Origin of the sequence: Burkholderia sp. AU30280 (genome assembly GCF_020420125.1) — a bacterium.
Classification (GTDB): domain Bacteria; phylum Pseudomonadota; class Gammaproteobacteria; order Burkholderiales; family Burkholderiaceae; genus Burkholderia.
Map to the genome: position 1 here is coordinate 740285 of NZ_JAIZRY010000001.1, position 21147 is coordinate 761431.

Consider the following 21147-nt stretch of genomic DNA (forward strand, 5'->3'; position numbering starts at 1 on the left):
CTAGCTGATCCGCTGGATCACCGCGTACCGGCTGCCGTCAAAAAACACCTCGACCCACGGCTCCGATTCCTCGAAGGTCCAGAGGACAAGATCAAGGTCGATCGGCTCGTCGTCGTCGGGCCAGGGCATGTTCCACCCGCCCGCGACGGCGACCACCCCACCCGTGTAGAGCGGACATTGCGCCATCCACGCGCGCGCGTAGTCGTGCGCCGCGACGCCCTTGAAGTTGCTGTTGAATCCCCAGTCCCGTTGCCAGCCATGCGCGTCGAGATACGCTTCGATCGCGGCGGAACCGAAGCGGAACACAGCGTCGATCGGCGGAAGCGACGTTGCTTCGGATCGGTACAGCGGGTGGTCGGACTGGACCGGTTGCGCGGCGGTTTCCACGCGGCCCGAGATCCCGTCCTCGTCGAGATACACGTTCAGCCATGTGCCGCCGCGCTCGACGGAAAGGCACAACGCGCCCGCCTCGACGCCATGCCAGTAGCCGGTGACGGGTTCGCCGTCTTTCGCGAAGCGGTATTGATGGCATGGCCTGGCAAGGCGCCGCGCTTCGATCAGAAAGTCTTCCAGCGTCATTGGATGTTCTCCCGGCTTCCATCGCCTTGGGTACCGCGTGGATGCGTCGAACGATCGCCCGCTACCGGATACAGTCCGCGTTCACTCGACGGCATCGACGCCACGATAAAGCGTTCAATGTTGGCCGCCACGTGTTCGGGCGGTCCGTCGCTCGCAAACCGTTTGCAGTTCAGGCGCATGAACGCGGGGAACCGAGCGCGGATCTTGCGCATCTCGTCGGCTTCATTCGCATTCAGATACGGCCGGGACATTTGCCGCCCCACGACGAGTTTCGCGCAGCGTTCGAGATCGAACGACGGCAACAGGAGCGCGGTGAATCCGTCCTCCTCGATGCCGCGGCGAAGCGCCGGATAGGCCGGCGCGACATCGGCCGGATACAGCATGAAACCGGACGAAACCGCGCAGATCGTGGGTGCCGACAAGTCGTGCTTGAGGCGCTCGTACAGCCGGACGTTGTACGACGCGTACTCGGCATAGCCGCAGCGCCGGATGAAATCGGCGATGTTCCCATGCGCGGCCAGGAAGCATTGATCCACGTCGACGAACCGCCAGTTCAGGCGTGCCGCGACAATCGCCCCGACCGTGGTCTTGCCGGCACCGCCCGGCCCGATCAGATGTACCAGCAACAACACGCCCCCCCTTCGACATCGCATGCATCGCGTTCCCGGAGGCGCCGCGACGAATCCGGCTTCCGCGCCCGCCTCACTCCGCTTCCGCCTGCGCGCCCTTCCCCACCGCCACACGCTGCGCGCGATAAATGCCCGCGTGCCCCGAGAACAGATACGCGACGACACACGCGACGATCGCATACACGCCGATATCCGCGCCGAACAGTTCGATCGCCATGATCGTCGACGCGATCGGCGTATTGGCCGCGCCGGCGAACACCGCGACGAAGCCGAGCCCCGCCAGCACGGGCACCGGCAGCGCCAGCACCTGGCCGAGTGCGTTGCCGAGCGTCGCGCCGATGTAGAACAGCGGCGTCACTTCACCGCCCTTGAACCCCGACGCGAGGGTGACGACGGTGAACGCGAACTTGCCCGCGAAATCGTAGAGCGGCAGCGGGCCATGAAACGCGGCCTCGATCGTCGGGATGCCGAGGCCGAGATATTGCGGCACGTTCCACGCGGTGGCGGCCGCGGCGACCAGCAGGCCGCCGAGCACCGGCTGCAGCGGCGCATAGCGGACGACGCGCCTGAACCACGCGGTCAGCGCATGCGTCGCAAACGCGAACAGCCGCCCGACCACGCCGAACGCCATGCCCGCGACGACCGTCACGGCCAGCCCCGTCGCCGACAGAGCCGGCACGAACGGAATCGCATAGGCGGTGTGATGCACGCCCCACGCGCGACATACGGCGTCCGCGACGATCGCCGAGGCGACGCAGGTCAGCAGCGCGTCGTAGCGCACGCGCCCGATCGCGAGCACTTCGAGCCCGAACACGGCGCCCGCGAGCGGCGTGCCGAACACCGATGCGAAGCCGGCCGCGATGCCCCCCATCAGCAGCACGCGGCGATGGTCGCGATCGAGACGAAACACGTGCGTGACGCGATCGGCGAGCGCGCCGCCCATCTGCACGGCGGTGCCCTCGCGACCGGCCGAGCCGCCGAACAGGTGCGTGACGACGGTCGCGACGAGCACGAGCGGCGCCATCCGCTTCGGCACGAGCGCCTTCGGGTCGTGAATCTCGTCGATCAGCAGGTTGTTGCCGCGCGCGACGGACTGGCCGAAGCGATGGTAAATCCAGCCGGTCGCAAAACCGGCGGCCGGCAGCCCCCACAGCAGCCACGGGTGCGCCACGCGCGTGCCGGTCGCCCAGTCGAGCGCGATCAGGAACAGGGCGGAAGCCGTGCCGGCCAGCGTGCCGAGCAGGGCCGAGAGCGCGAGCCAGCGGCACACGTAGCGCGCGGTCGCGAGAAGATCGGCAGAAGTCGTGAAAAACATGATTTCCAGATTCGACGGAACATCAAAACCTGGGCGGCAGAATACCGCATGGACGGCCTGCGACCTCCTGACGACCCAGGAACACGCAGGCATCATCAGCCGGGCTAACCGGCGGTTGAGGGCCGCACCGTGCGCAACGCGCCGGGTACGACCGCAGGGAGGCATGCCATCTCCGCTGGCCGCCATTGTACGCGACGCCCCGCGCCGCCCGCAATGCGGCCGCCGGCGCCCCGGAACGACGCGGCATCGCGGCGCCCGTCGGGCGCCGTCAGTCGCGCAGCGGCCGCGTGATGCGCGAGATCAGCTGAGGCGCGATCCGCTCGAGCGGCAGGATCGCCGACGCCGCGTTGATCGCCGCGGCCGCCTTCGGCATCCCGTAGACGGCGCTGGTCGCCTCGTCCTGCGCGATCGTGTAGCAGCCCTTCGCGCGCATCGCCTTCAGGCCGAGCGCGCCGTCGCGCCCCATGCCCGTCAGCAGCACACCGAACGCTTCGCCCTGCCAGCCATCCGCGACGCTGTTGAAGAACACGTCGATCGACGGCCGGTACGGCGTCTCCACCGGATGCCGCGTATAGCCGAGCACGCCGCGCGGCGACAGGTACAGGTGATCGTTGGTCGCCGCGAGCAGCACCTCGCCGGCCTGCGGCACGCTGCCCTGCCGCGCGACGCGCACCGGCAGCCGCGTATACCCGTCGAGCCACTCGGCCATCCCGAGCGCGAACGCCTGGTCGACATGCTGGACGATCACGATTGCCGCCGGAAAGTCGGCCGGCAGCGCACGCAGCAACGCGGTCAGCGCGGTCGGCCCGCCCGCCGACGCGCCGATCGCGACGAGCGTCGGCTGGCCACGCTCGGGCGCCGGCCCCGGCGGCACGAGCGCCGCGCTCCGGCTTTCGAGCAGGCGGCCGATCTGGTCGATCTTCGCGAGCAGCGCCTGTGGCGACGCATCGGTCGACAGCCCGAGCGCGAGCGTCGGCGTGTCGACCGCATCGAGCGCGCCGGCGCCCATCGCTTCGTACACCGACGACGTGTTCGCGCTGACGCTCGCCGTCACGATCAGGATCGCGCACGGCGAGCGCGCCATGATCCGGCGTGTCGCGGCCACGCCGTCGACCTTCGGCATCACGAGGTCCATCAACACGAGATCGGGCGGATGCGCGACGCAGAAATCCACCGCCTCGTCGCCGTCGGTTGCGACCCACAGCACGCGATGGTCCGCGCGCAGCGCGAGCACGCGGCGCAGCGCCTCGACGGCGAGCGGCAAGTCGTTGACGATGCCGATGTTCATCCGCGCGCGTCCCCGATCAGGTCGTGGACGGCGTCGAGCAACGCCTCGTCGTGGAAGCTGCTCTTCGCGAGGTAGTAGTCGGCGCCCGCATCCAGCCCGCGACGGCGATCCTCGTCGCGATCCTTGTACGACACGATCATCACCGGCAAGCGCTTGAGCATCGGATCGCTCTTGATCAACGTGACGAGCTCGATGCCGTCCATGCGCGGCATGTCGACGTCCGTGACGACCAGATCGAACCCTTCGCCGCGCACCGCGTTCCAGCCTTCCATCCCGTCGACCGCCACCGTCACGTCGTAGCCGCGCTTTTCCAGCAGCTTGCGTTCGAGTTCGCGCACCGTCAGCGAATCGTCGACGACGAGCACGCGGCGGCGCCGGTCGGCGAGCGCGAGCTGCGGATCACGCGTGAGCCGCGCGAGCTGCCCGCCGCGCACGAGCTTGTCGACCGAGCGGATCAGGTCCTCGACGTCGACGATCAGCACCGGGTCGCCGTTCTCGAGCAGCGCGCCGGCCGCGATGTTCTGGATCTTGTGCAGGCGGCTATCGAGCGGCTGCACGACGAGCATCCGCTCGCCGAGGAAGCGGTCGACCGCGACGCCGTACAACTCGGGCTCCCCGCCGACCACCACGACGGCCGTGCTCGTGCGCGCGACGTCGGGCTCGCCCGCGTCGAGCAACTGGTGCGCAGCGACGAGGCCCGCGCGCCGGCCGTCGAACGGGAAATGCGGCTGCCCTTCGAGCACGTCGATATCGTCGTGCGCGAGTTCGAGCGTGCGGCGCACGTGCGCGAGCGGGAACGCATACGGTTCGCCGCCCACTTCGACGAGCAGGCTGCGGATCACCGACAGCGTGAGCGGCAACTGCAGCACGAAGCGCATGCCCGCGCCCGGCTCGTTGAAGATCCGCACCGCGCCGCGCACGCCGCGCACCATCTCCTGCACCGCGTCGAGGCCGACGCCGCGGCCCGACACGTCGGTCACCGCATCGCGCATCGAGAAGCCCGGCAGCAGCAGGAATTCGAGCAACTCCGGATCGGACAGCCGCGCGGCCGTCTCGTCGTCGGTCAAGCGCTGGCGCACGACGGCCGCGCGCAGCGCGTCCATGTCGACGCCCGGGCCGTCGTCGATCACGCTGACGAGCAGCGAGCCGGCGCTGTGACGCGCCTCCAGCGTCACGCTCGCCTCGGCCGGCTTGCCGCGCGCACGCCGTGCATCCGGCGAATCGACGCCGTGATCGATCGCGTTGCGCAGCAGGTGGCCGAGCGGCGCGTCGAGCAGATCGAGGATGTCGCGGTCGACCTGCGTGCCCTCGCCGACGATCGAGAAACGCACCTGCTTGCCGAGCGAGCGCGCAAGATCGCGGACGATGCGCGGGTACGCGCGCGTCGCGTCGCCGAACGGCCGCATCCGGCACTGCAGCGCTTCGTCGTAAAGCTGCTCGGCGATATGCGTGCTGCGCCGCTCGAAGCGGTCGAATTCGTCCATGCGCTCGGCGAGCGAACGCTGCAGGTCGTTGAGCATGTGCCGCACTTCGTTCATCGACGCGAGCATGCCCGCGTCGAGATCGTCGGCGAATTGTTCGTATATCAAATCGAGCGACCGGGCCGCGTCGCGCTGGGCACGCTTCACGCGCAGCATCGATTCGGCGAACGGCTTGAGCCAGCGCGATTCGACCAGCGACTCGCCCGACAGGCTCAGCAGCCGGTTCAGCGTATCCGCACGCACGCGGCGCATCGCGCCGGCGCCGGCCACGCGGCCGGCCTGGGCCGGATCGGGCACCGGGGCCGACACGGCAAGCGGCGGCACCGCGGCGCTGGCCCCGACGGGCTCGTTCGCGGCGCCGTCGTGCTCGCGATACGGCACGACCGACGGCGGCACCGGCGGCGGGACGGCGGACGGCGCCTGCATCGTCTGCGCGCCATCGGCGCCGGTCAGTGCCGCCGCGAACACGTCGATCTCCGTCTGCGTCACGGGTTGCCCCTGCGGATCGCCGACGCGCACCAGCAGATCGACGCCCGCTAGCAGCACGTCGACGTGCGTGGCCGTCAGTGCGATCGTGCCGGCCTGCGCGGCGACGAAGCACTCCTCCATCCGCCCCGCGATCTCGACGCCGAGCGGCACGCCGACGATGCGCGCGGCGCCCTTCAGCGAATGCGCGGCGCGCATGCATGCCTCGAGCGCGACGGAATCGGGTTCGCCCGATTCGAGCGCGAGCAGCCGCTCCGACAGCGCCTGGGTCTGCGTGCGCGTCTCCTCGCGATACAGCTCGAGCAGCGACAGGTGGCTCAGATCGTCATCGCCGCTCATCGCATGCTCCGTGTGACGGCATCGAACAGGCGGTCGTCGTCGAGCAGGCCCACCGACTTGCCGCGCCACGACAGCACGCCGCGCGACAGGCCGGCGCTCGCGCGCCCGACCGTCGCCGGGACGGGCACCCAGTCGGAAGCGCCGAAGCGCAGCACACCCTCGACTTCGTCGACCGGAAACACGACCGGCTCGCCCTGGTGTGCAGCCACCAGCAACCGCGTGAAGCGGCCATCGTCACCGCCGCTGCCGCCCTTGCCGGCGCCGAGGCCGAGCAGCGCGCCGATCGAGATCGCGATGCGCAGCGTGCCGCGGATGTTGACCACGCCGCGCACGGCCGAATTGCGGCGATGCGGCAGCGAATGGATCGGCCGCGTGCCGGCGATCTCGCGCAGCACGCCGATCGGCAGCGCGAGCCATTCGTCGGCCACGCGGAATGCCAGCGCTGCGTGATGCGTATCGGCATCGGCGTCGTGCACGTGCGGCGCGCCGGGTGCGCTCATCCGGCGCGTGGTGTCGGCCATCTCGGCCCCGTCGAGCGGACGCTCGAGCAGCTTCGCCGCGTGATATGCGTACACCGGGCAGTTCAGGCAGCGCAGGCAGTCGTTCAGCCGCTCGCAGGTGCGGTCGCCGCGCGTGCCGATCCGGTTCCAGCAATCGTCGACGCCGATCGTCGTCTCGTCAATGGCAGCGGCGGCGCGGTTCATGAATTCCTCTGGTCATCGCGGTGTCGGTCCCCAACCCGTAGTCTTGTCAGCCAGCCGAGCGCCGTGCGCGCTCGAGCAGCCATTGCGCGCCCGCGCGATCGCCGCCGACGTCGAGCAGCGTCGCAAGATGGGTCAGCGCTTCGTGGTGCGTGGGCCGCAGGTACAACGCCTTCCGGTAGAAGTCGCCGGCTTCCGCGGCGCGTCCGCGCGCATCCGCGATCAGCCCGTTCAGGTAGAACGCATCGGCATGCGGCCCGACGCGCGCCGAGAACTGCGCGAGCACGCGCTCGGCCTCGTCAAACGCGCCGGCATTCGCCAGCGCCTGCGCATCTTCCAGCGTCGGTGCGGCGCTTTCGGCAGCCGGGGCGAGCGACGCGGCCGGTTCGGCCGCCATCACCGGCAGGTCGCCCCGTGCGTCGAACGCGGCCGCGCGCACGGCCGGCGGCGCCGCGACCGGCTGACGCGTGTCGCCGAGCCAGGCCGGCGGTGCGACCGCCAGCACCGAGCGGGTCGCCGCGAGCGGTGCCACCGTGAAGCGCTCCGCGCGCCGATACGGCGCTGCCGCTGAGAACGGCGCCGCCGGCCGGGCCGCGAATACGTCGGGCGCCGCGCCCGCGGTCTCGCGATGAAACGCGAAGGCCAGCGGCACGCGCGCCGAGCGCATCCCGTGCCGCATCGCGACACCCGTCTCGGCCGGCCCGACGAACAGCACGCCGTCGTCGGCCAGGCGCTCGTCGAGCGAGCGGATCACGCGATCCTGCGCGTCGCGATCGAAGTAGATCAGCACGTTGCGGCAGAACACGAAATCGTAGCGAATGCCCGTGTCCACGGCCGGTTCGACGAGGTTCGCCTGACTGAACTGCACGCACGCGCGCACGCGCTCGTCGAGCAGCCAGCCGTCGCGGGTCGGCGTGAAGTGCCGCGCGCGAAACTCCGTCGCGGTGCCGCGGAACGCGTTGCGCCCGTAGCGGCCGAGCCGAGCCTGCTCGATCGCGCGCGCGCTGAGGTCGATCGCGTCGATCGTGAAGCTGGCCGGGTCGAGCCCCGCGTCGAGCAGCGCCATCGCCGCAGAATACGGCTCCTCGCCCGTCGAGCACGGTGCGCTCAGCACGCGGATCACCCGGCCGGGCAGCGCGGCGAGCCGCTCGGCCGCGAGCCGCGCGAGCGTCGCGAAGGCCTCGCGGTCGCGGAAAAACCAGGTCTCGGGCACGACGAACAGCTCGATCAGCGCACGCCGTTCGTCGGCCGACGCGTTGAGCTGCTGCCAGTAGGCGTCGAGCGCGTCCTGCGTCACGGGCGGCCGCGCCGCCGACGGCAGGCGCTCGCCGTCCGCCTGCAGCGCGTGCACGCGTTCCGTCAGCGCGCGGGTCAGGAAATCGTTGCCGAGCGAATCGGGGTCGATGCCGGTCTCGCGCAACAGCCAGCCGCGAAATCGCGATTCGGACTCTTTCATGCGGACTCTCCCCCATGGCCCGGCAGGCCGTCGAACAGATACAGGTGCGCGATGTCGTCGATCAGGTCGGATACCGATACCTGCTGCACGACGCCATCGGGCGTATTCGCGACAGGCCCGAGCCAGCGCGTGCGCGCGGTCGAGATGCCGCTCGGCCGAAACGCCGCGCGGTCGATCCGCATCGTCTGCGTCGCACGCTCGACGATCAGCCCGATCGTACGCTCGCCGTTCGCTTCGTCCGTGCGATAGCGGACCATCACGAGCCGCGTCGAGCGCAACGCATGCGCGCGGCGCCCGAGCGCCAGCATCGGCACGTCGATCACCGGCACCGGCTGGCCGCCGCGCATCAGCAGCCCGGCGATCCATTCGGGTGCGCCGGGCACGGCCTTCGTGACCGCAAGCGGCAGCACCTCGTCGATGCCGGCCGCGTCGAGCGCATAGCGTTCGCCGTCGAGCGCGAATATCAGGAACAGCGCGTGGGCGCCGTGCTGCGTATCGGCGCGCGTCACGCGTCGACCTTGAAGCGCGACACGCTGGTGCGCAACTGGTTCGCGACGAGCGTCAGGTCGTCGATCGCCTGCGACGACTGGCGCAGCGACTCGGCCGTCTGCTGCGCGGCTTCCGACAGCTGTGACAGCGCCTGCGTGATTTGCTCGGCGCCGTTCGCCTGCGTCTGCATGCCTTCGTTGACCATCTGGAAACGCGGCGCGAGCGTCTGCACCTCGGCGATGATCTGCGACAGCTGCCCGCCGACCTGCTGCACGTCGAGCATTCCGCGGCGCACTTCCTCGGAGAACTTGTCCATCCCCATCACGCCCGCCGACACCGCCGACTGGATCTCCTTCACCGTCTGCTCGATGTCGTAGGTCGCCACCGCCGTCTGGTCGGCGAGCCGGCGGATCTCGGTCGCGACGACCGCGAAGCCGCGGCCGTACTCGCCGGCCTTCTCGGCCTCGATCGCCGCATTCAGCGACAGCAGGTTGGTCTGGTCGGCCACCTTGGTGATCGTCGCGACCACCTGGTTGATGTTCAGCGCCTTCTCGTTGAGGATCGCGAGCTTCGCGTTCACCGAACCGGCCGCGTCCATCACGCTGCGCATCGTCTCGCCCATCCGCGTGAGCCCGCTCTGGCTCACGCCCGCGAGCGTCGCCGACTGCTCGGCCACGCCGGCCACTTCGTTCATCGTGCGCAACAGGTCGCGCGACGTCGCGAAGATCTCGCGCGAGGTCGCGCCGATCTCGGTCGTCGTCGCCGCGGTTTCGTTCGCGGTCGCCTGCTGTTCGCGCGACGTCGCCGCGATTTCCGCGACCGACGTCGTCACCTGCAGCGACGACTGCTGCGCGCGTGCGACGAGCTCGGTCAGCTCGTCGGCCATCCGGTTGAAGCCCGTCTCGAGCGTGCCGAATTCGTCGCGACGGCGCAGGTCGAGGCGATGCGTCAGGTTGCCGGTGCGCATCACGTCGTGCACCTCGACGAGCCGCGCCATCGGTACGGTGACCGATCGATACAGCACGTAGCCGAGCCCGGCCGCGGACAGCAGCACGAACGCCACCGCAACCGCGAGCACGACTTCGGTGTCCTGCACGGAGTCGCGGATCAGCTTCGCGGATTGCTCGGCGAACTTGCGGTTTTCCTGCACCAGCACGTTCGCGTTGCGCACGACCTCGGTCCACGCCGGCAGCGTTTTCGTGTACGCGGCGACAGCCTCCTCGCGCGACACGCGGTTCTTCTGCACGGCTTCGTTCAGCAGCGGCACGTAGCGCTCGTACGCGCCGCGGAACGCCGCGAAGCGCTGCCGGTCGTCGTCGCGGAACGTCGCGTTCTGGTAATCGGCCGACAGCGATTCGACGTCCTTCAGCGCGTCGGTGATCTTCGCGAGATCGCGCTGCGCGGTTGCGGGCTCGGTGTCGACGAAGGTCGCCTGCTGCAGCAGCATGAACGATTCGTTGACCGCACCGCGCAGCGACGAAGCGAGGTAGACGCCGGGCAGCGAGTCGCGCTCGATGCTGACGGCTTCGCTGTTGATCGCGCGCAGTCGCTCGTAGGAGACGCCGGCCGTCACCAGCATCAGCACGAACAGCACGCCGAAGCTGAGCAGGATGCGATTGCCGAGCGTCAGCCGGGCAGCGCCGATCGTCGGATGCAGGCTTTCATTGGTCGCGCGGGGCGTCACGGTGGCCATGTTCGTTATGGGCTTTCTAAAATCAGCGTTGAAAAAAACCACGCCCGCCTGCGCGCCGGACGGCGCGCCACGAGCGCATCGGGGTCTGCGGGCAGCGCGGCGCCGGCAGGCCGCGCCGCGAAATCACCGCTCCGCTTGCGCCGGCAGCCGAAGCGCGACCATGAAGCCGCGCGCCGTATTGCGCATCAGGATCTGGCCGCGATGCCGCGCCGCCGTCGCGCGGACGAACGCGAGCCCGAGGCCGAAGCCGCCGCGCGCCGCGCCATGCGCGGATTCGAGTTGCACGAACGACTCGGTCGCGGCCGTGCGCTGCTCCGGCGCGATCCCGGCGCCGGTATCCTCGACACCGATCAGCCATGCACCGTCCTCGCTGCTCAGCGTGCAGTGCACGTCCGTGCCGGCCGGGCCGTACTTCAGCCCGTTGTCGATCAGGTTCGCGACCGCGCGCGTCAGCATCATGCGGTCGCCCATCGTCACGCATTCGGTATCGGGCACGTGCGCGGCGACCCGGCTGCCAAGCCCGGCCGCCTTCTCCCACAGCTGGTCGACGGCATCGAGCACGATCTCGTTGAGACTCACCACCTCATGCGCGCGGCGCTCGGACTGCGCGCGGGTCAGGTGGATGAAACCGTCGGCAAGCGCGAGCGCACGCCGCGCATGGCCGGCAATGCGCTCCATGATCGCGGGCATCTCGCCGTGCTCGTTCCGGTAGACGTCGAGCAGCGCGAGGATCGACGTCTGCGGCGAACGCATGTCGTGCGACAGGAAATCGAGCGCCTCGTCGCGCTGCCGGGACATCAGGTAAGAATTCGAGTGATAGCGGATGCGGGCGGCCAGTTCCATCGCATCGGGGAGCTTCACCAGGTAGTCGTTCGCGCCGGCGATGAATGCCTCGCGCTTGACGATCGGCTCCTCCTTCGCGGACAGCACGATGATCGGCACGCGAGCGGTGGCGGCGTCCGCGCGCCACGCGCGGACCAGATCGAGGCCGTCGATCTCCGGCATCACGAGATCCTGCAGGATGACAGTCGGCTTCACGTCGCGCGCGACCGCCATCGCCCGGTGCGCGTCGGTGCACACGTGCAGGTCGATGTCATGTTCGCTGCGCAGCGCGCGGCGGATCACCTCGCCGACGAACGGTTGATCGTCGACGAGAAGGACCGATAACCCCGATTCAAGACAATCCGAGGCATTATCACCGCTCGATTCTTTCATGAATACAGTTTCAAACGCCGATTCTCCAATCGATTCTTTCATAGGAGTTGCTTATCAGACTTGGACGCTATCTTATTTTGGCGGTTGAAAAAACCGCCTGATTTTGCCGACTTGGCCTGTCGGCACTGCCTTGCAGGGCTCCGGACGCCGATTTCTCCCCGTTAGCGGCCGCATTACCTCCGCATCCTTTCTCTCAATAAACATAACCGGCTGATTCTAAATGAAATTAGAACACAGCATCTATCTCCTTCCGGTTTAGTTTTGCCAAATATGCAGAAAGAGACGGAAAGAGTTAAATCAGATCATTTCCGGATTCGAAAGACGATAACGTTTGCGAGACCGGTGCGATAAGGTTTGCATGCGCCGCAAGGCTGCTTGCCCGTCACATTTGAGGGCCGGATGAAAATCCCCCCAATCGACGGGCGCGCGAAAAAAAAGCGCGCCGGGCAGCGATCGGCCCGGACGCGCTTCGAGCCGGCCGGCGCCGGCCGCTCGATGGCGGGATGACGCAGGCGTGCGGCCCTACCCGCGCGCGTGCTGCGCGGACACTTCCTGCAGGTCGAGGTCGCGTTCGAGTGCGTGCAGCATCTCGTCGTGGATGTGGCCCGAACGGTGCAGGCGCAACAGTTCCGCACGCCCGGCCTTGATCGCGGCCAGCACGACGTCGTAGTGTGCGGCACGCACGTCCGCCGGATACGCGGGCTCGTTCTTCGCCCGCTCGGTCAATTCCGCGCGGTATGTGTACTGCTCGAGCAGGCGCGGATGGATCACGACCCCGTTCTCGTCGCGCACGAGCGGCTGGATCGCCGCGAGCTGCGCCGCCTCGACGTACGCCCACGTCTGCGGCTCGGTCAGGTGGTGGGCCGCGCGTTCTTCGCGCTGCGGCAGGCGCAACAGCCGGATCAGCGGCCCGATCGTCGTGCCCTGCAGCAGCACGGTGACGAGGATCACCGCGAACGACGCGACCAGGATCACGTCGCGGCCGGGCATCGCCTCGGGCAGCGACAACGCGATCGCCAGCGTGACGACGCCGCGCATCCCGGCCCAGCTCATGATCGTCGCGGCCTTCCAGTCGGGCGCTTCACCGCGCCGCGCGATCCCGCGCACCGGCCACTTCAGCGCCTCGACCGCGTAGATCCACACGAAGCGGGACACGATCACCGCCGCCAGCACCGCGAGCATCGGCGGCACCATCGTGCCGAGCACCTGTTCGAAGCCGCCGAGCCGGTGCATCGCGCCGCGCAGCGACAGCCCGATCAGCACGAACACCATCGCTTCGAGCAGGAACACGATGACCTGCCAGAACGCGGTGCCGCGCGTGCGCACGGCCGCCGAGAACACCTCGTGCTGATGCCAGCCGATGATCATGCCGGCCGTGACGGTGGCGATCACGCCGGACACGTCGACCATTTCCCCCGCGATGTACGCGATCCAGCCGGCGATCACCGCAACGGTGATCACGAGATAGTCGTCGTCGAGCAGCTTCAGGAACCACACGACGAGCTTGCCGACCGCAAAGCCGATCGCCACGCCACCGAGCCCCAGCTCCGCGAAGCGCACGACCGCGTGCTCGAGGCTGAACGCGCCGGTCAGCGCGGCCGCGACCGCGAAGCGGAACAGCACGAGGCCGGCCGCGTCGTTCAACAGGCTCTCGCCCTCGAGCAGCACCATCAACCGGCGCGGCAGCGCGACGCGCTCGAGCACTGCCTTCGCTGCGACGGCGTCGGGCGGCGACACGATCGCGCCGAGCGCGAAGCACGCGGCCCACGGTAGCGACGGCGCCACCCAGTGCACGGCGAAACCGACCGCGAACGTCGTGAACACGACCGCGCCGATCGCGAGCAGCAGGATGCCGCCGACGTTGCGCTTGAACTCCTCCCACACCGAGAAGTACGCGCCGTCCATCAGCAGTGGCGGCAGGAACACCAGCAGCACCAGTTCGGGGTCGAGATCGATCGGCGGCAGGCCGGGGATGAACGCGATGCCGATGCCGCCGATCAGCAGCGCGGCCGCGGGCGGCAGCCGCAGCCGCTTGGCGATGCATTCAAGCGCGACGATCGCGAGGAATGACAACAAAACCAGCTTGAATGCCGAGACGGGAGACATGAATCGACCTCGTGAAGAATGAATTCGCGCTTTCCGGCGTCGTACCCCGGTCCGCAGTTTCGCGCGATTACATCACGAGGCGAGGCCCGCAGTCGAGCGCGTTCGGGCAGCCCGCCGCGGGCCGCGGGCACCGTGCGAGCCGGCGCCGGCCCGACGTGCACGACGCCATGAAAAACGGCACGCGGGCCGGCCCGATCGCCCGCCTGCGTGCCGTCGCGGCGCCGCGCTGCCTGCCCGCGCGTTACCGGCGCCGCACCACCATCAGCCGCGGCTCGGTCATGTCCTCGATCGCGTAGCGGATCCCTTCGCGGCCGAGGCCCGAATCCTTCACGCCGCCGTACGGCATGTTGTCGACGCGGAACGACGGCACGTCGTTGATCACGACGCCGCCGACCTCCAGTTCGTCCCACGCACGCTGCGCATGTGTGAGCGAATCGGTAAACACGCCGGCCTGCAGCCCGAAGTCGCTGTCGTTCACGCGCGCGAGCGCATCGTCGAAGCGGTCGAATTTCTCGAGGATCGCGACGGGGCCGAAGGCCTCCTTCCGGTACAGGTCCTGCTCGTGCCCGACGTTTTCCAGCAGCGTCGCCTCGAACATCGCGCCATCGACCTTGCCGCCCGCGACGATCTTCGCGCCCGCCGCGACGGCCGCATCCATCCAGCCCGACAGCCGGCGCGATTCGGATTCGGAGATCATCGGGCCGACAAACGTCGACGGATCCTTCGGATCGCCCATCTTCAGCGAACGGGTCTTCGCGATCAGCTTTTCGCGCAACGCGTCGTACAGGTCGGCATGCACGAGGATCCGCTGCACGCCGATGCAGCTCTGGCCCGACTGGTAGTACGCGCCGAACGCGAGACGCTCGACCACGTAGTCGAGCCGGTCGCGCTGGTCCGCATCGACGATCGCGGCCGCGTTGCCGCCGAGCTCCAGCACGACTTTCTTCTTGCCGGCCTTCTCCTTCAGCGCCCAGCCGACAGCCGGCGAACCCGTAAACGACAGCAGCTTGAAACGCTCGTCGGTCGTGAAGAGATCGGCGCCGTCGCGATGCGCGGGCAGCACCGAGAACGCGCCCTTCGGCAAGTCGGTTTCCGCGAGCACCTCGCCGATGATCAGCGCGCCGATCGGCGTGCGGCTCGCGGGCTTCAGCACGAACGGGCAGCCGGCCGCAAGCGCGGGCGCGACCTTGTGCGCGGCGAGGTTCAGCGGGAAGTTGAACGGCGAGATGAACGAGCACGGGCCGACCGGCACGCGCTTCGTGTAGCCCGTATAGCCCTGCGCACGCGCGGAGATCTCGAGGTTGATGATTTCGCCGTCGATGCGCACCGATTCCTCGGACGCCACGCGGAACGTGTCGATCAGCCGCGTGACTTCGCCCTTCGAATCGTTGATCGGCTTGCCGGCCTCGATGCACAGCGCCTCGGCCAGCTCGTCGAAGCGCTCGCGAAAGCGCGCAACGCAATGGTCGAGCACCGCCTGCCGCTTGTAGGCCGGCAGCTCGCGCATCGGCTTCGCGGCGGCAACCGCCGCGCCGATCGCCGCATCGATCGCCTTCGCGTCGGCCAGCGCGACGCGCGTCGCGACCTCGCCGCTGAACTTGTCCGTCACTTCCAGATCGGTGTTCGCGTAGACGGCTTCGTTGGCGAGGTAGTACGGATAGGTTTCCTTCAACATGGAACGGCTCCTTCCTGTGAACGGGACATTCAGAGTTGCGCCGACAGGCGCTTGATCTCGCGGTTCAGCACGCGTTCGTTATCCGAGTAGTCGATCGGCACGTCGATCACGTGCACGCCCGGCGACGAGAAACACTCGCGCAGCAGCGGCTCGAGATCGTCGGCCGATTCGACGCGATGCCCGTGCGCGCCATAGCTTTGCGCATACGCGACGAAATCGGGGTTCTGCAGCGTCATCGCGAAATCGGGGAAGTTCATGTTCTCCTGCTTCCAGCGGATCATGCCGAACGCGTCGTCGCGCAGGATCATCACGACGAGGTCGAGCTTCAGCCGCACGGCCGTTTCGAGCTCCTGCGAATTCATCATGAAGCCGCCGTCACCGCACACGGCGATCACCTTGCGCTGCGGATGCACGATCTTCGTCGCGATCGCCGACGGCAGCCCCGCGCCCATCGACGCGAGCGCGTTGTCGAGCAGCAGCGAATTCGGCTCGTGCGCGCGCCAGTAACGCGCGAACCAGATCTTGTACATCCCGTTGTCGAGACAGACGATGCCGTCGACCGGCATTGCGTTGTACAGATCGTTGACGATTCGCACCGGGTACATCGGGAAGCGCGCATCGTGCTGGCCCTTCTCCAGATGGGCGTCGAAATGCGTCTTGATCATCGCGAAGCGCTCGAAATCCCAGTGCGGCTGCGGCGCGAGCGCCTCTTTCATCTGCCACACCGCATTCGCGATGTCGCCGACCACCTCGATCTGCGGGAAGTAGACGGGGTCGACCTGCGCACCGAGGAAGTTTACGTGGATCACGGTCTTGTCGTCGGTACGCATGAAGAACGGCGGCTTCTCGATCACGTCGTGGCCGACGTTGATGATGCAGTCTGCATGCTCGATCGCGCGGTGCACGAAATCGCCGTCGGACAGCGTCGCGTTGCCGAGCCACAGCGGGTGCGTCTCGTCGATCACGCCCTTGCCCATCTGCGTCGTGAAGAACGGGATTCCCGTCTTGTCGACGAATTCGAGCAGCATCTTGCAGGTGGTCTTGCGGTTGCCGCCCGCGCCGATCATCAGCAGCGGATGGCGCGCGGCCTGGATCGCGTCGACCGCATGCGCGACCGCCTTCTCCTCGGCCACCGGCCGCCGGCTGAAGCTGCGCGGGATCGGCTTGCCGTCGCCCTCCTCGTGGGCGATGTCCTCCGGCAGTTCGAGGTGCGCGGCGCCCGGGCGCTCTTCCTCCGCACGGCGAAACGCCTCGCGCACGGCCGACGGGATGTTGCCGATCGACACGATCTGCCGCGTGAACTTCGTGAGCGGCTGCATCATGTCGACGACGTCGACGATCTGGAAGTGGCCCTGCTTGCTGGACTTGATCGGCTTCTGCCCGGTGATCATCAGCATCGGCATGCCGCCGAGCTGCGCATACGCGGCGGCCGTCACGAAGTTCGTCGCGCCGGGCCCGAGCGTCGCGAGGCACACGCCGGTGCGGCCCGTCAGGCGGCCGTAGGTGGCGGCCATGAAGCCGGCCGCCTGCTCGTGCCGGGTCAGCACGAGCTTGATCTTCGATCGCCGCAGCGATTCGAGCAGATCGAGGTTTTCCTCGCCGGGAATGCCGAACACGTACTCGACGCCTTCGGCTTCCAGCGCCTTCACGAACAGATCCGATGCTTTCATGGGGGACTCTCGGTTGATGCCGCCTGCCCGGCCTACGGACGCGCGGCGTTCAGAACGCGCGCCGGCCTACGGCACGCGGACGCTTTACCTACTGGACACAAACCACGGCACTTCCCGCCACGCAATGCGCGATGCGCGGCGGCGCCCCCGGATACCGGAGGACAAACGGACCCGCCCGTGCGCGGCGAGCGCGCACGGGCGGCAAAGACGTGATTGATTGTAGACGGATTCGGAAAACTTCGACTTCGGCCGAACGGCCATTTGGCGCGCAAACGAAGCGGGCAGCCCTAATGTAGCGACTACGGAATAGCCCGATACACCTGTGAACCATGGTTGACATACTGCAATCTATGCCCTACAGTGCGCCTACGTTCAGCATCCGGACCACCGACGTCTTCGACGCATGGTTTGCCGGCCTGCCGGATCGCGTCGCGAAGCGCCGCATCCAGGCACGCATCGACCGCCTGTCGATGGGCAATCCGGGCGACTGGAAATCCGTCGGCTCGCCGGTCGTCGAAATGCGTATCGACCACGGTCCCGGCTACCGCGTCTACTACGTCCGGCGCGGAACGATCTGGGTCATCCTGCTCTGCGGCGGCGATAAATCGACGCAACAGGCCGACATCCGCGCCGCGCACGCGATGCTTGCGCATCTCGACATGGAGTAATCGATGGACAAGATCCACACCCGGCCGTGGGATTCGGCCGACCATCTGAAAACCGAAGACGACATGGCCGACTACTTCGAAGCCTGCCTGCAGGAAGCCGGCGACGATCCGGCCTTCATCGCGCACGCGCTCGGCGTGATCGCACGCGCCCGCGGCATGTCGCAGGTCGCGCGCGATGCGGGCCTGTCGCGCGAAGGGCTGTACAAGGCGCTGTCGCACGACGGCAACCCGAGCTTCGGCACAATCCTGAAGGTCATCAAGGCGCTCGGCCTGCAACTGCACGGCTCGAAAGCGCACGCGTGACGCGTGGGCGCGCGCCATCGCGCCGTCTGCGCGATGGCCGCGGCCGCATCAATGCAGCCAACCGGCCGCCCAGCGCGGCACCAGCGACACCAGGTACAACCCGAGCCCGATCAGTCCGCCGACCAGCGTGCCGTTGATGCGGATGTACTGCAGATCCTTGCCGATGTTCAGCTCGATCTGCCGCGACATCTCGCGCGCATCCCAGTTGCGCACCGTGTCGCGGATGTGACGCATCAGGAAATCCGCGAAATCCGGCGCCATCTCGTGCACGGCCTTCTCGACGTGCTCGTTCAACGACGCGCGCAATGCCGGGCTTTCCGCCAGCCGCGCACCGAGCCAACCGCCGAGCATCGCGGCCTGCCGGTGCAGCGCCGAATCGGGGCGCGCGAGATCGGCCTTCAGCCATGCGCGCAACTGGTCCCACAGATCGCGCGCATATTCGTTGAACGCGGCACCGTCGCGGATATAGCGCTTGATCTCGTCGCCCTTCTCGATGAACGCGGGATCGTGCTTCAACCGCTCGGTCAAGCGCACGACCGTCCGGTCGAAGCGCTGCCGCAGCTCGTGCTCGGGATCCGCCGCCACGCCTTCCAGCACGCGGCTCACCGCGCTCGCGAGCATCCGCGCGCCGTTCTCGCCGAACCACTGCGTCGGCATGATCTTCTCGACCTTCGGGTACTGTGTCTTCAGCCATTCGACGATGAAGCCCGCGATCACCTCGCGGTTCTCCTCCTTGTCGAGCACGTCGACCACCTGTTCGATCGCATCGTCGAGCAGCGCCTGGTGGCGGCCGTCCTTCGTCAGCGTGTCGAGGATCGCGCCGGCCGATTGCGACAGGTCGACCCGGTCGATCACCGCGCGAAACGCGTCATGGACGAACGACTGGATCCGTGCGTCGTCGGTCATGTCGAGCGCGAAACTCATCAGCTTCGTCACATAGCCGCCGAGCGCGTCGGTGTTCGCCGGCTCGCCGAGCCACGCACCGAGTTTCTGCGCGGGGTCGTGCTGGCGAATCTGCGCGGCGAGCGCATCGGGGCCGAGAAACTTCTCGCGCACGAACACCGCGAGGTTGTCGGCGATCTTGTCCTTGTTCTTCGGGATGATCTCGGTATGGCGCGACACGAACGGGATCGGCACGCGGCGGAACAGCGCGACGACCGCGAACCAGTCGGCCAGCGCGCCCACCATCGCGGCTTCGGCCACGGCCTTGAAGCCGTCGACCCACGGGCCGCGCGGCAGCAGGATCGTCGCGACGAACACCGCGACCGCGGCCAGCAGCAGCCACAGCGCGCGGCGCTTGCTGTGTTTCAGTTCGAGGGCTTTGTCTGGCGTCATGGGCAACCGGTCGGGCGAACGATGCCGCTAATATGCACCGGTTGCGGTGCTGCCGACAAACATTGCGACGCCCGTCGGGCGGGCGGCACTCCACCGGATCGAACCGGCGGATCGCGCACGGCGCCGGCCGGCATCGTCACCGCATGCCGGGCCGGACGACCGCGCGGCTGCTACAGGAACGTCTTCAGGTTCACCGCCGGATCGGCGAGCTTCACAGGATCGGGCACCGCCCCCGCCGCGATCAGCCGGCGCGACGCGCCGATGTCGCGCCCCAGGTTCGCCGCGGCCACCGCGACGATCTTGCCATCGTCGCCCAGCCCGAACACCGTGAACGGCCCGCTCGCAGGATCACCGCGCACGACGGTCGTGCGTTCGCTGCCGAACAGCCCGAGCATCTGCAGGTTGCAGTCGTACTGATCGGACCATAACCACGGCAGCTCGGCATAGGTTTCGTCGGCGCCGAGCAGGTTCGCGGCAGCGACGGCCGGCTGGTTCTCGGCGACCTGCCACGATTCGATCCGCACGTGACGCCCGAGCAGCGGATTGAAGTGCATCGTCACCTCGCCCGCCGCGAAGATCGCGGGATCGGTCGTCCGACAGCCCGCGTCGACGCGTATCCCGTTGTCGACGTCGAGCCCGGCCGCCTGCGCAAGTTCGACGTTGGGCACGACACCGATGCCGACCACGACGATATCGGCCTGCACGTCGCCGCGATCGGTCTCGACGATCGCACCGCCGGCCGGCGCACGACGAATCGCACGCGGCAGCGTCGCCATCTGAAACACCACGCCGCGCGCGTCGTGCAACTGATGCGCATACGCACCGACGACTTCCGGCAACGCACGCTGCAGCAACCGGGGCGCCGGATCGATCACCGTTACGTCGCAGCCGAGCTGGCGCGCCGCCGCCGCGACCTCGAGGCCGATGAAACCGCCGCCGAGCACCGCGACATGGCGGCCCGGCGCGAGTTGTGCGCGCAACGCACGCGCATCGGCAACCGTGCGAACGTAATGCGGCTCGACGCCTTCGTCGATCGCACCGCCGAACCTGCGCACCCGCGAGCCCGTCGCGAGCACGAGCCGCGCGTACGGCAGCGTCGTGCCGTCGTCGAGCCGCACGCGCCGCGCGTCACGCTCGATCGCATCGACGCGCGTGCCGAGCCGCAGCTCGACGCGCTGCGCGTCGTACCACGCCGCGTCGCGCACGAACGCGCGCTGCTCGCCGCCGTCGCTCATCAGCGCATCCTTCGACAGCGCGGGCCGGTCGTACGGCAGCTCGCGCTCCGCGCCGATCATCACGATGCGCGCGGCGGCGTCGCGCTCGCGCAGCGCTTCGGCCGTGCGCCGGGCCGCGTGGCCCGCGCCGACGATCACGAACGGATCAGCCGACATTGACTTCCACCTGCCCGTCGACGATCCGGATCGGATAGGTCTTCACCGGCTCCGTGATCGGCGCGCATTTCGGCGCACCGGTACGGATGTCGATCAGCCCCTGGTGCAGCGGGCATTCGACGCAACCGTCCTCCACATAGCCTTCGGACAGCCGCGCGTGGCCGTGCGTGCAGAGGTCGTGCATCGCGAACAGCTCGTCGCCGATCCGGAACACGGCGATCGGCTTCTGGCCGGCGACACGCGCCGCCGGCTCGTCTTCGGTGAATTCGTCGTAAGCGCCGAGCGGATGCCACTCGGCGAGCGTTGCTTCGGTCATGTCGGTTCCTTG

At 68.3% G+C, this 21147-nt stretch carries 18 protein-coding genes and 1 riboswitch; of the genes, 2 read left to right on the top strand and 16 right to left on the bottom strand.

All coding sequences use genetic code 11. The features are described 5' to 3' along the window. From LGN17_RS03280 to LGN17_RS03340, 13 genes are all read right to left on the bottom strand, one after another. Positions 1-579 (bottom strand): hypothetical protein, encoded by a 579-nt coding sequence (locus tag LGN17_RS03280; RefSeq protein WP_226195129.1) that lies wholly within the window; start codon positions 577-579, stop codon positions 1-3. Further along, a complete protein-coding gene (locus LGN17_RS03285; protein WP_226195130.1) occupies positions 576-1211 on the bottom strand; it encodes a shikimate kinase in 636 nt (211 codons plus the stop codon). The genes LGN17_RS03280 and LGN17_RS03285 overlap by 4 nt, the downstream gene beginning before the upstream one ends. Positions 1212-1281: 70 nt before the next feature. Next, positions 1282-2523, bottom strand: a complete 1242-nt coding sequence (locus tag LGN17_RS03290) for a voltage-gated chloride channel family protein (protein ID WP_226195131.1) — start codon at positions 2521-2523, stop codon at positions 1282-1284. 79 nt (positions 2524-2602) lie between these two features. Next, positions 2603-2706, bottom strand: a riboswitch (Fluoride riboswitch). Between the two features lie 85 nt (positions 2707-2791). Beyond that, positions 2792-3811, bottom strand: a complete 1020-nt coding sequence (locus LGN17_RS03295; protein ID WP_226195132.1) for a chemotaxis response regulator protein-glutamate methylesterase — start codon at positions 3809-3811, stop codon at positions 2792-2794. Continuing rightward, positions 3808-6117, bottom strand: coding sequence for a hybrid sensor histidine kinase/response regulator (locus LGN17_RS03300; protein ID WP_226195133.1), 2310 nt, complete (start codon positions 6115-6117; stop codon positions 3808-3810). The genes LGN17_RS03295 and LGN17_RS03300 overlap by 4 nt, the downstream gene beginning before the upstream one ends. After that, on the bottom strand, positions 6114-6821 hold the full coding sequence (locus tag LGN17_RS03305; RefSeq protein WP_175965871.1) for a chemotaxis protein CheW: 708 nt from the start codon (positions 6819-6821) through the stop codon (positions 6114-6116). Before LGN17_RS03305 ends, LGN17_RS03300 begins: the two co-directional genes overlap by 4 nt. Before the next feature lie 46 nt (positions 6822-6867). Further along, the gene (locus LGN17_RS03310; protein ID WP_226195134.1) at positions 6868-8274 is read right to left on the bottom strand and encodes a CheR family methyltransferase; all 1407 of its coding nucleotides are present in this window, start codon (positions 8272-8274) and stop codon (positions 6868-6870) included. After that, positions 8271-8783 (bottom strand): chemotaxis protein CheW, encoded by a 513-nt coding sequence (locus LGN17_RS03315; RefSeq protein WP_226195135.1) that lies wholly within the window; start codon positions 8781-8783, stop codon positions 8271-8273. The genes LGN17_RS03310 and LGN17_RS03315 overlap by 4 nt, the downstream gene beginning before the upstream one ends. Next, the gene (locus LGN17_RS03320; RefSeq protein ID WP_226195136.1) at positions 8780-10456 is read right to left on the bottom strand and encodes a methyl-accepting chemotaxis protein; all 1677 of its coding nucleotides are present in this window, start codon (positions 10454-10456) and stop codon (positions 8780-8782) included. Before LGN17_RS03320 ends, LGN17_RS03315 begins: the two co-directional genes overlap by 4 nt. Positions 10457-10579: 123 nt before the next feature. Then, positions 10580-11713, bottom strand: coding sequence for a hybrid sensor histidine kinase/response regulator (locus LGN17_RS03325; RefSeq protein ID WP_319000800.1), 1134 nt, complete (start codon positions 11711-11713; stop codon positions 10580-10582). Positions 11714-12193: 480 nt separating this feature from the next. Further along, positions 12194-13777 carry a Na+/H+ antiporter gene (locus LGN17_RS03330; RefSeq protein ID WP_226195138.1) on the bottom strand — a complete coding sequence of 528 codons (1584 nt, stop codon included), beginning with the start codon at positions 13775-13777 and terminating at the stop codon, positions 12194-12196. A gap of 241 nt (positions 13778-14018) precedes the next feature. Continuing rightward, complete coding sequence (locus LGN17_RS03335) at positions 14019-15452, bottom strand: aldehyde dehydrogenase family protein (protein ID WP_226195139.1); 1434 nt, start codon at positions 15450-15452, stop codon at positions 14019-14021. A gap of 29 nt (positions 15453-15481) precedes the next feature. Continuing rightward, on the bottom strand, positions 15482-17122 hold the full coding sequence (locus LGN17_RS03340; RefSeq protein WP_226195140.1) for an acetolactate synthase large subunit: 1641 nt from the start codon (positions 17120-17122) through the stop codon (positions 15482-15484). 350 nt (positions 17123-17472) lie between these two features. Between LGN17_RS03340 and LGN17_RS03345 the strand changes: the two genes are divergently transcribed. Together LGN17_RS03345 and LGN17_RS03350 are read left to right on the top strand one after the other, a co-directional pair. Beyond that, positions 17473-17790 carry a type II toxin-antitoxin system RelE/ParE family toxin gene (locus tag LGN17_RS03345; protein ID WP_413226999.1) on the top strand — a complete coding sequence of 106 codons (318 nt, stop codon included), beginning with the start codon at positions 17473-17475 and terminating at the stop codon, positions 17788-17790. Between the two features lie 3 nt (positions 17791-17793). After that, the gene (locus LGN17_RS03350; protein ID WP_175965862.1) at positions 17794-18093 is read left to right on the top strand and encodes an addiction module antidote protein; all 300 of its coding nucleotides are present in this window, start codon (positions 17794-17796) and stop codon (positions 18091-18093) included. A 48-nt stretch (positions 18094-18141) separates the two neighbouring features. On the opposite strand, the gene LGN17_RS03355 is transcribed toward LGN17_RS03350, so the two are convergent. From LGN17_RS03355 to andAb, 3 genes are all read right to left on the bottom strand, one after another. Continuing rightward, a complete protein-coding gene (locus tag LGN17_RS03355) occupies positions 18142-19428 on the bottom strand; it encodes a DUF445 domain-containing protein (RefSeq protein WP_226195142.1) in 1287 nt (428 codons plus the stop codon). Positions 19429-19598: 170 nt separating this feature from the next. Next, on the bottom strand, positions 19599-20819 hold the full coding sequence (gene andAa, locus LGN17_RS03360) for an anthranilate 1,2-dioxygenase system ferredoxin--NAD(+) reductase (protein ID WP_226195143.1): 1221 nt from the start codon (positions 20817-20819) through the stop codon (positions 19599-19601). Then, positions 20809-21135 (bottom strand): anthranilate 1,2-dioxygenase ferredoxin subunit AndAb, encoded by a 327-nt coding sequence (gene andAb, locus LGN17_RS03365; RefSeq protein WP_175965859.1) that lies wholly within the window; start codon positions 21133-21135, stop codon positions 20809-20811. The genes andAa and andAb overlap by 11 nt, the downstream gene beginning before the upstream one ends. Positions 21136-21147: the final 12 nt, after the last annotated feature.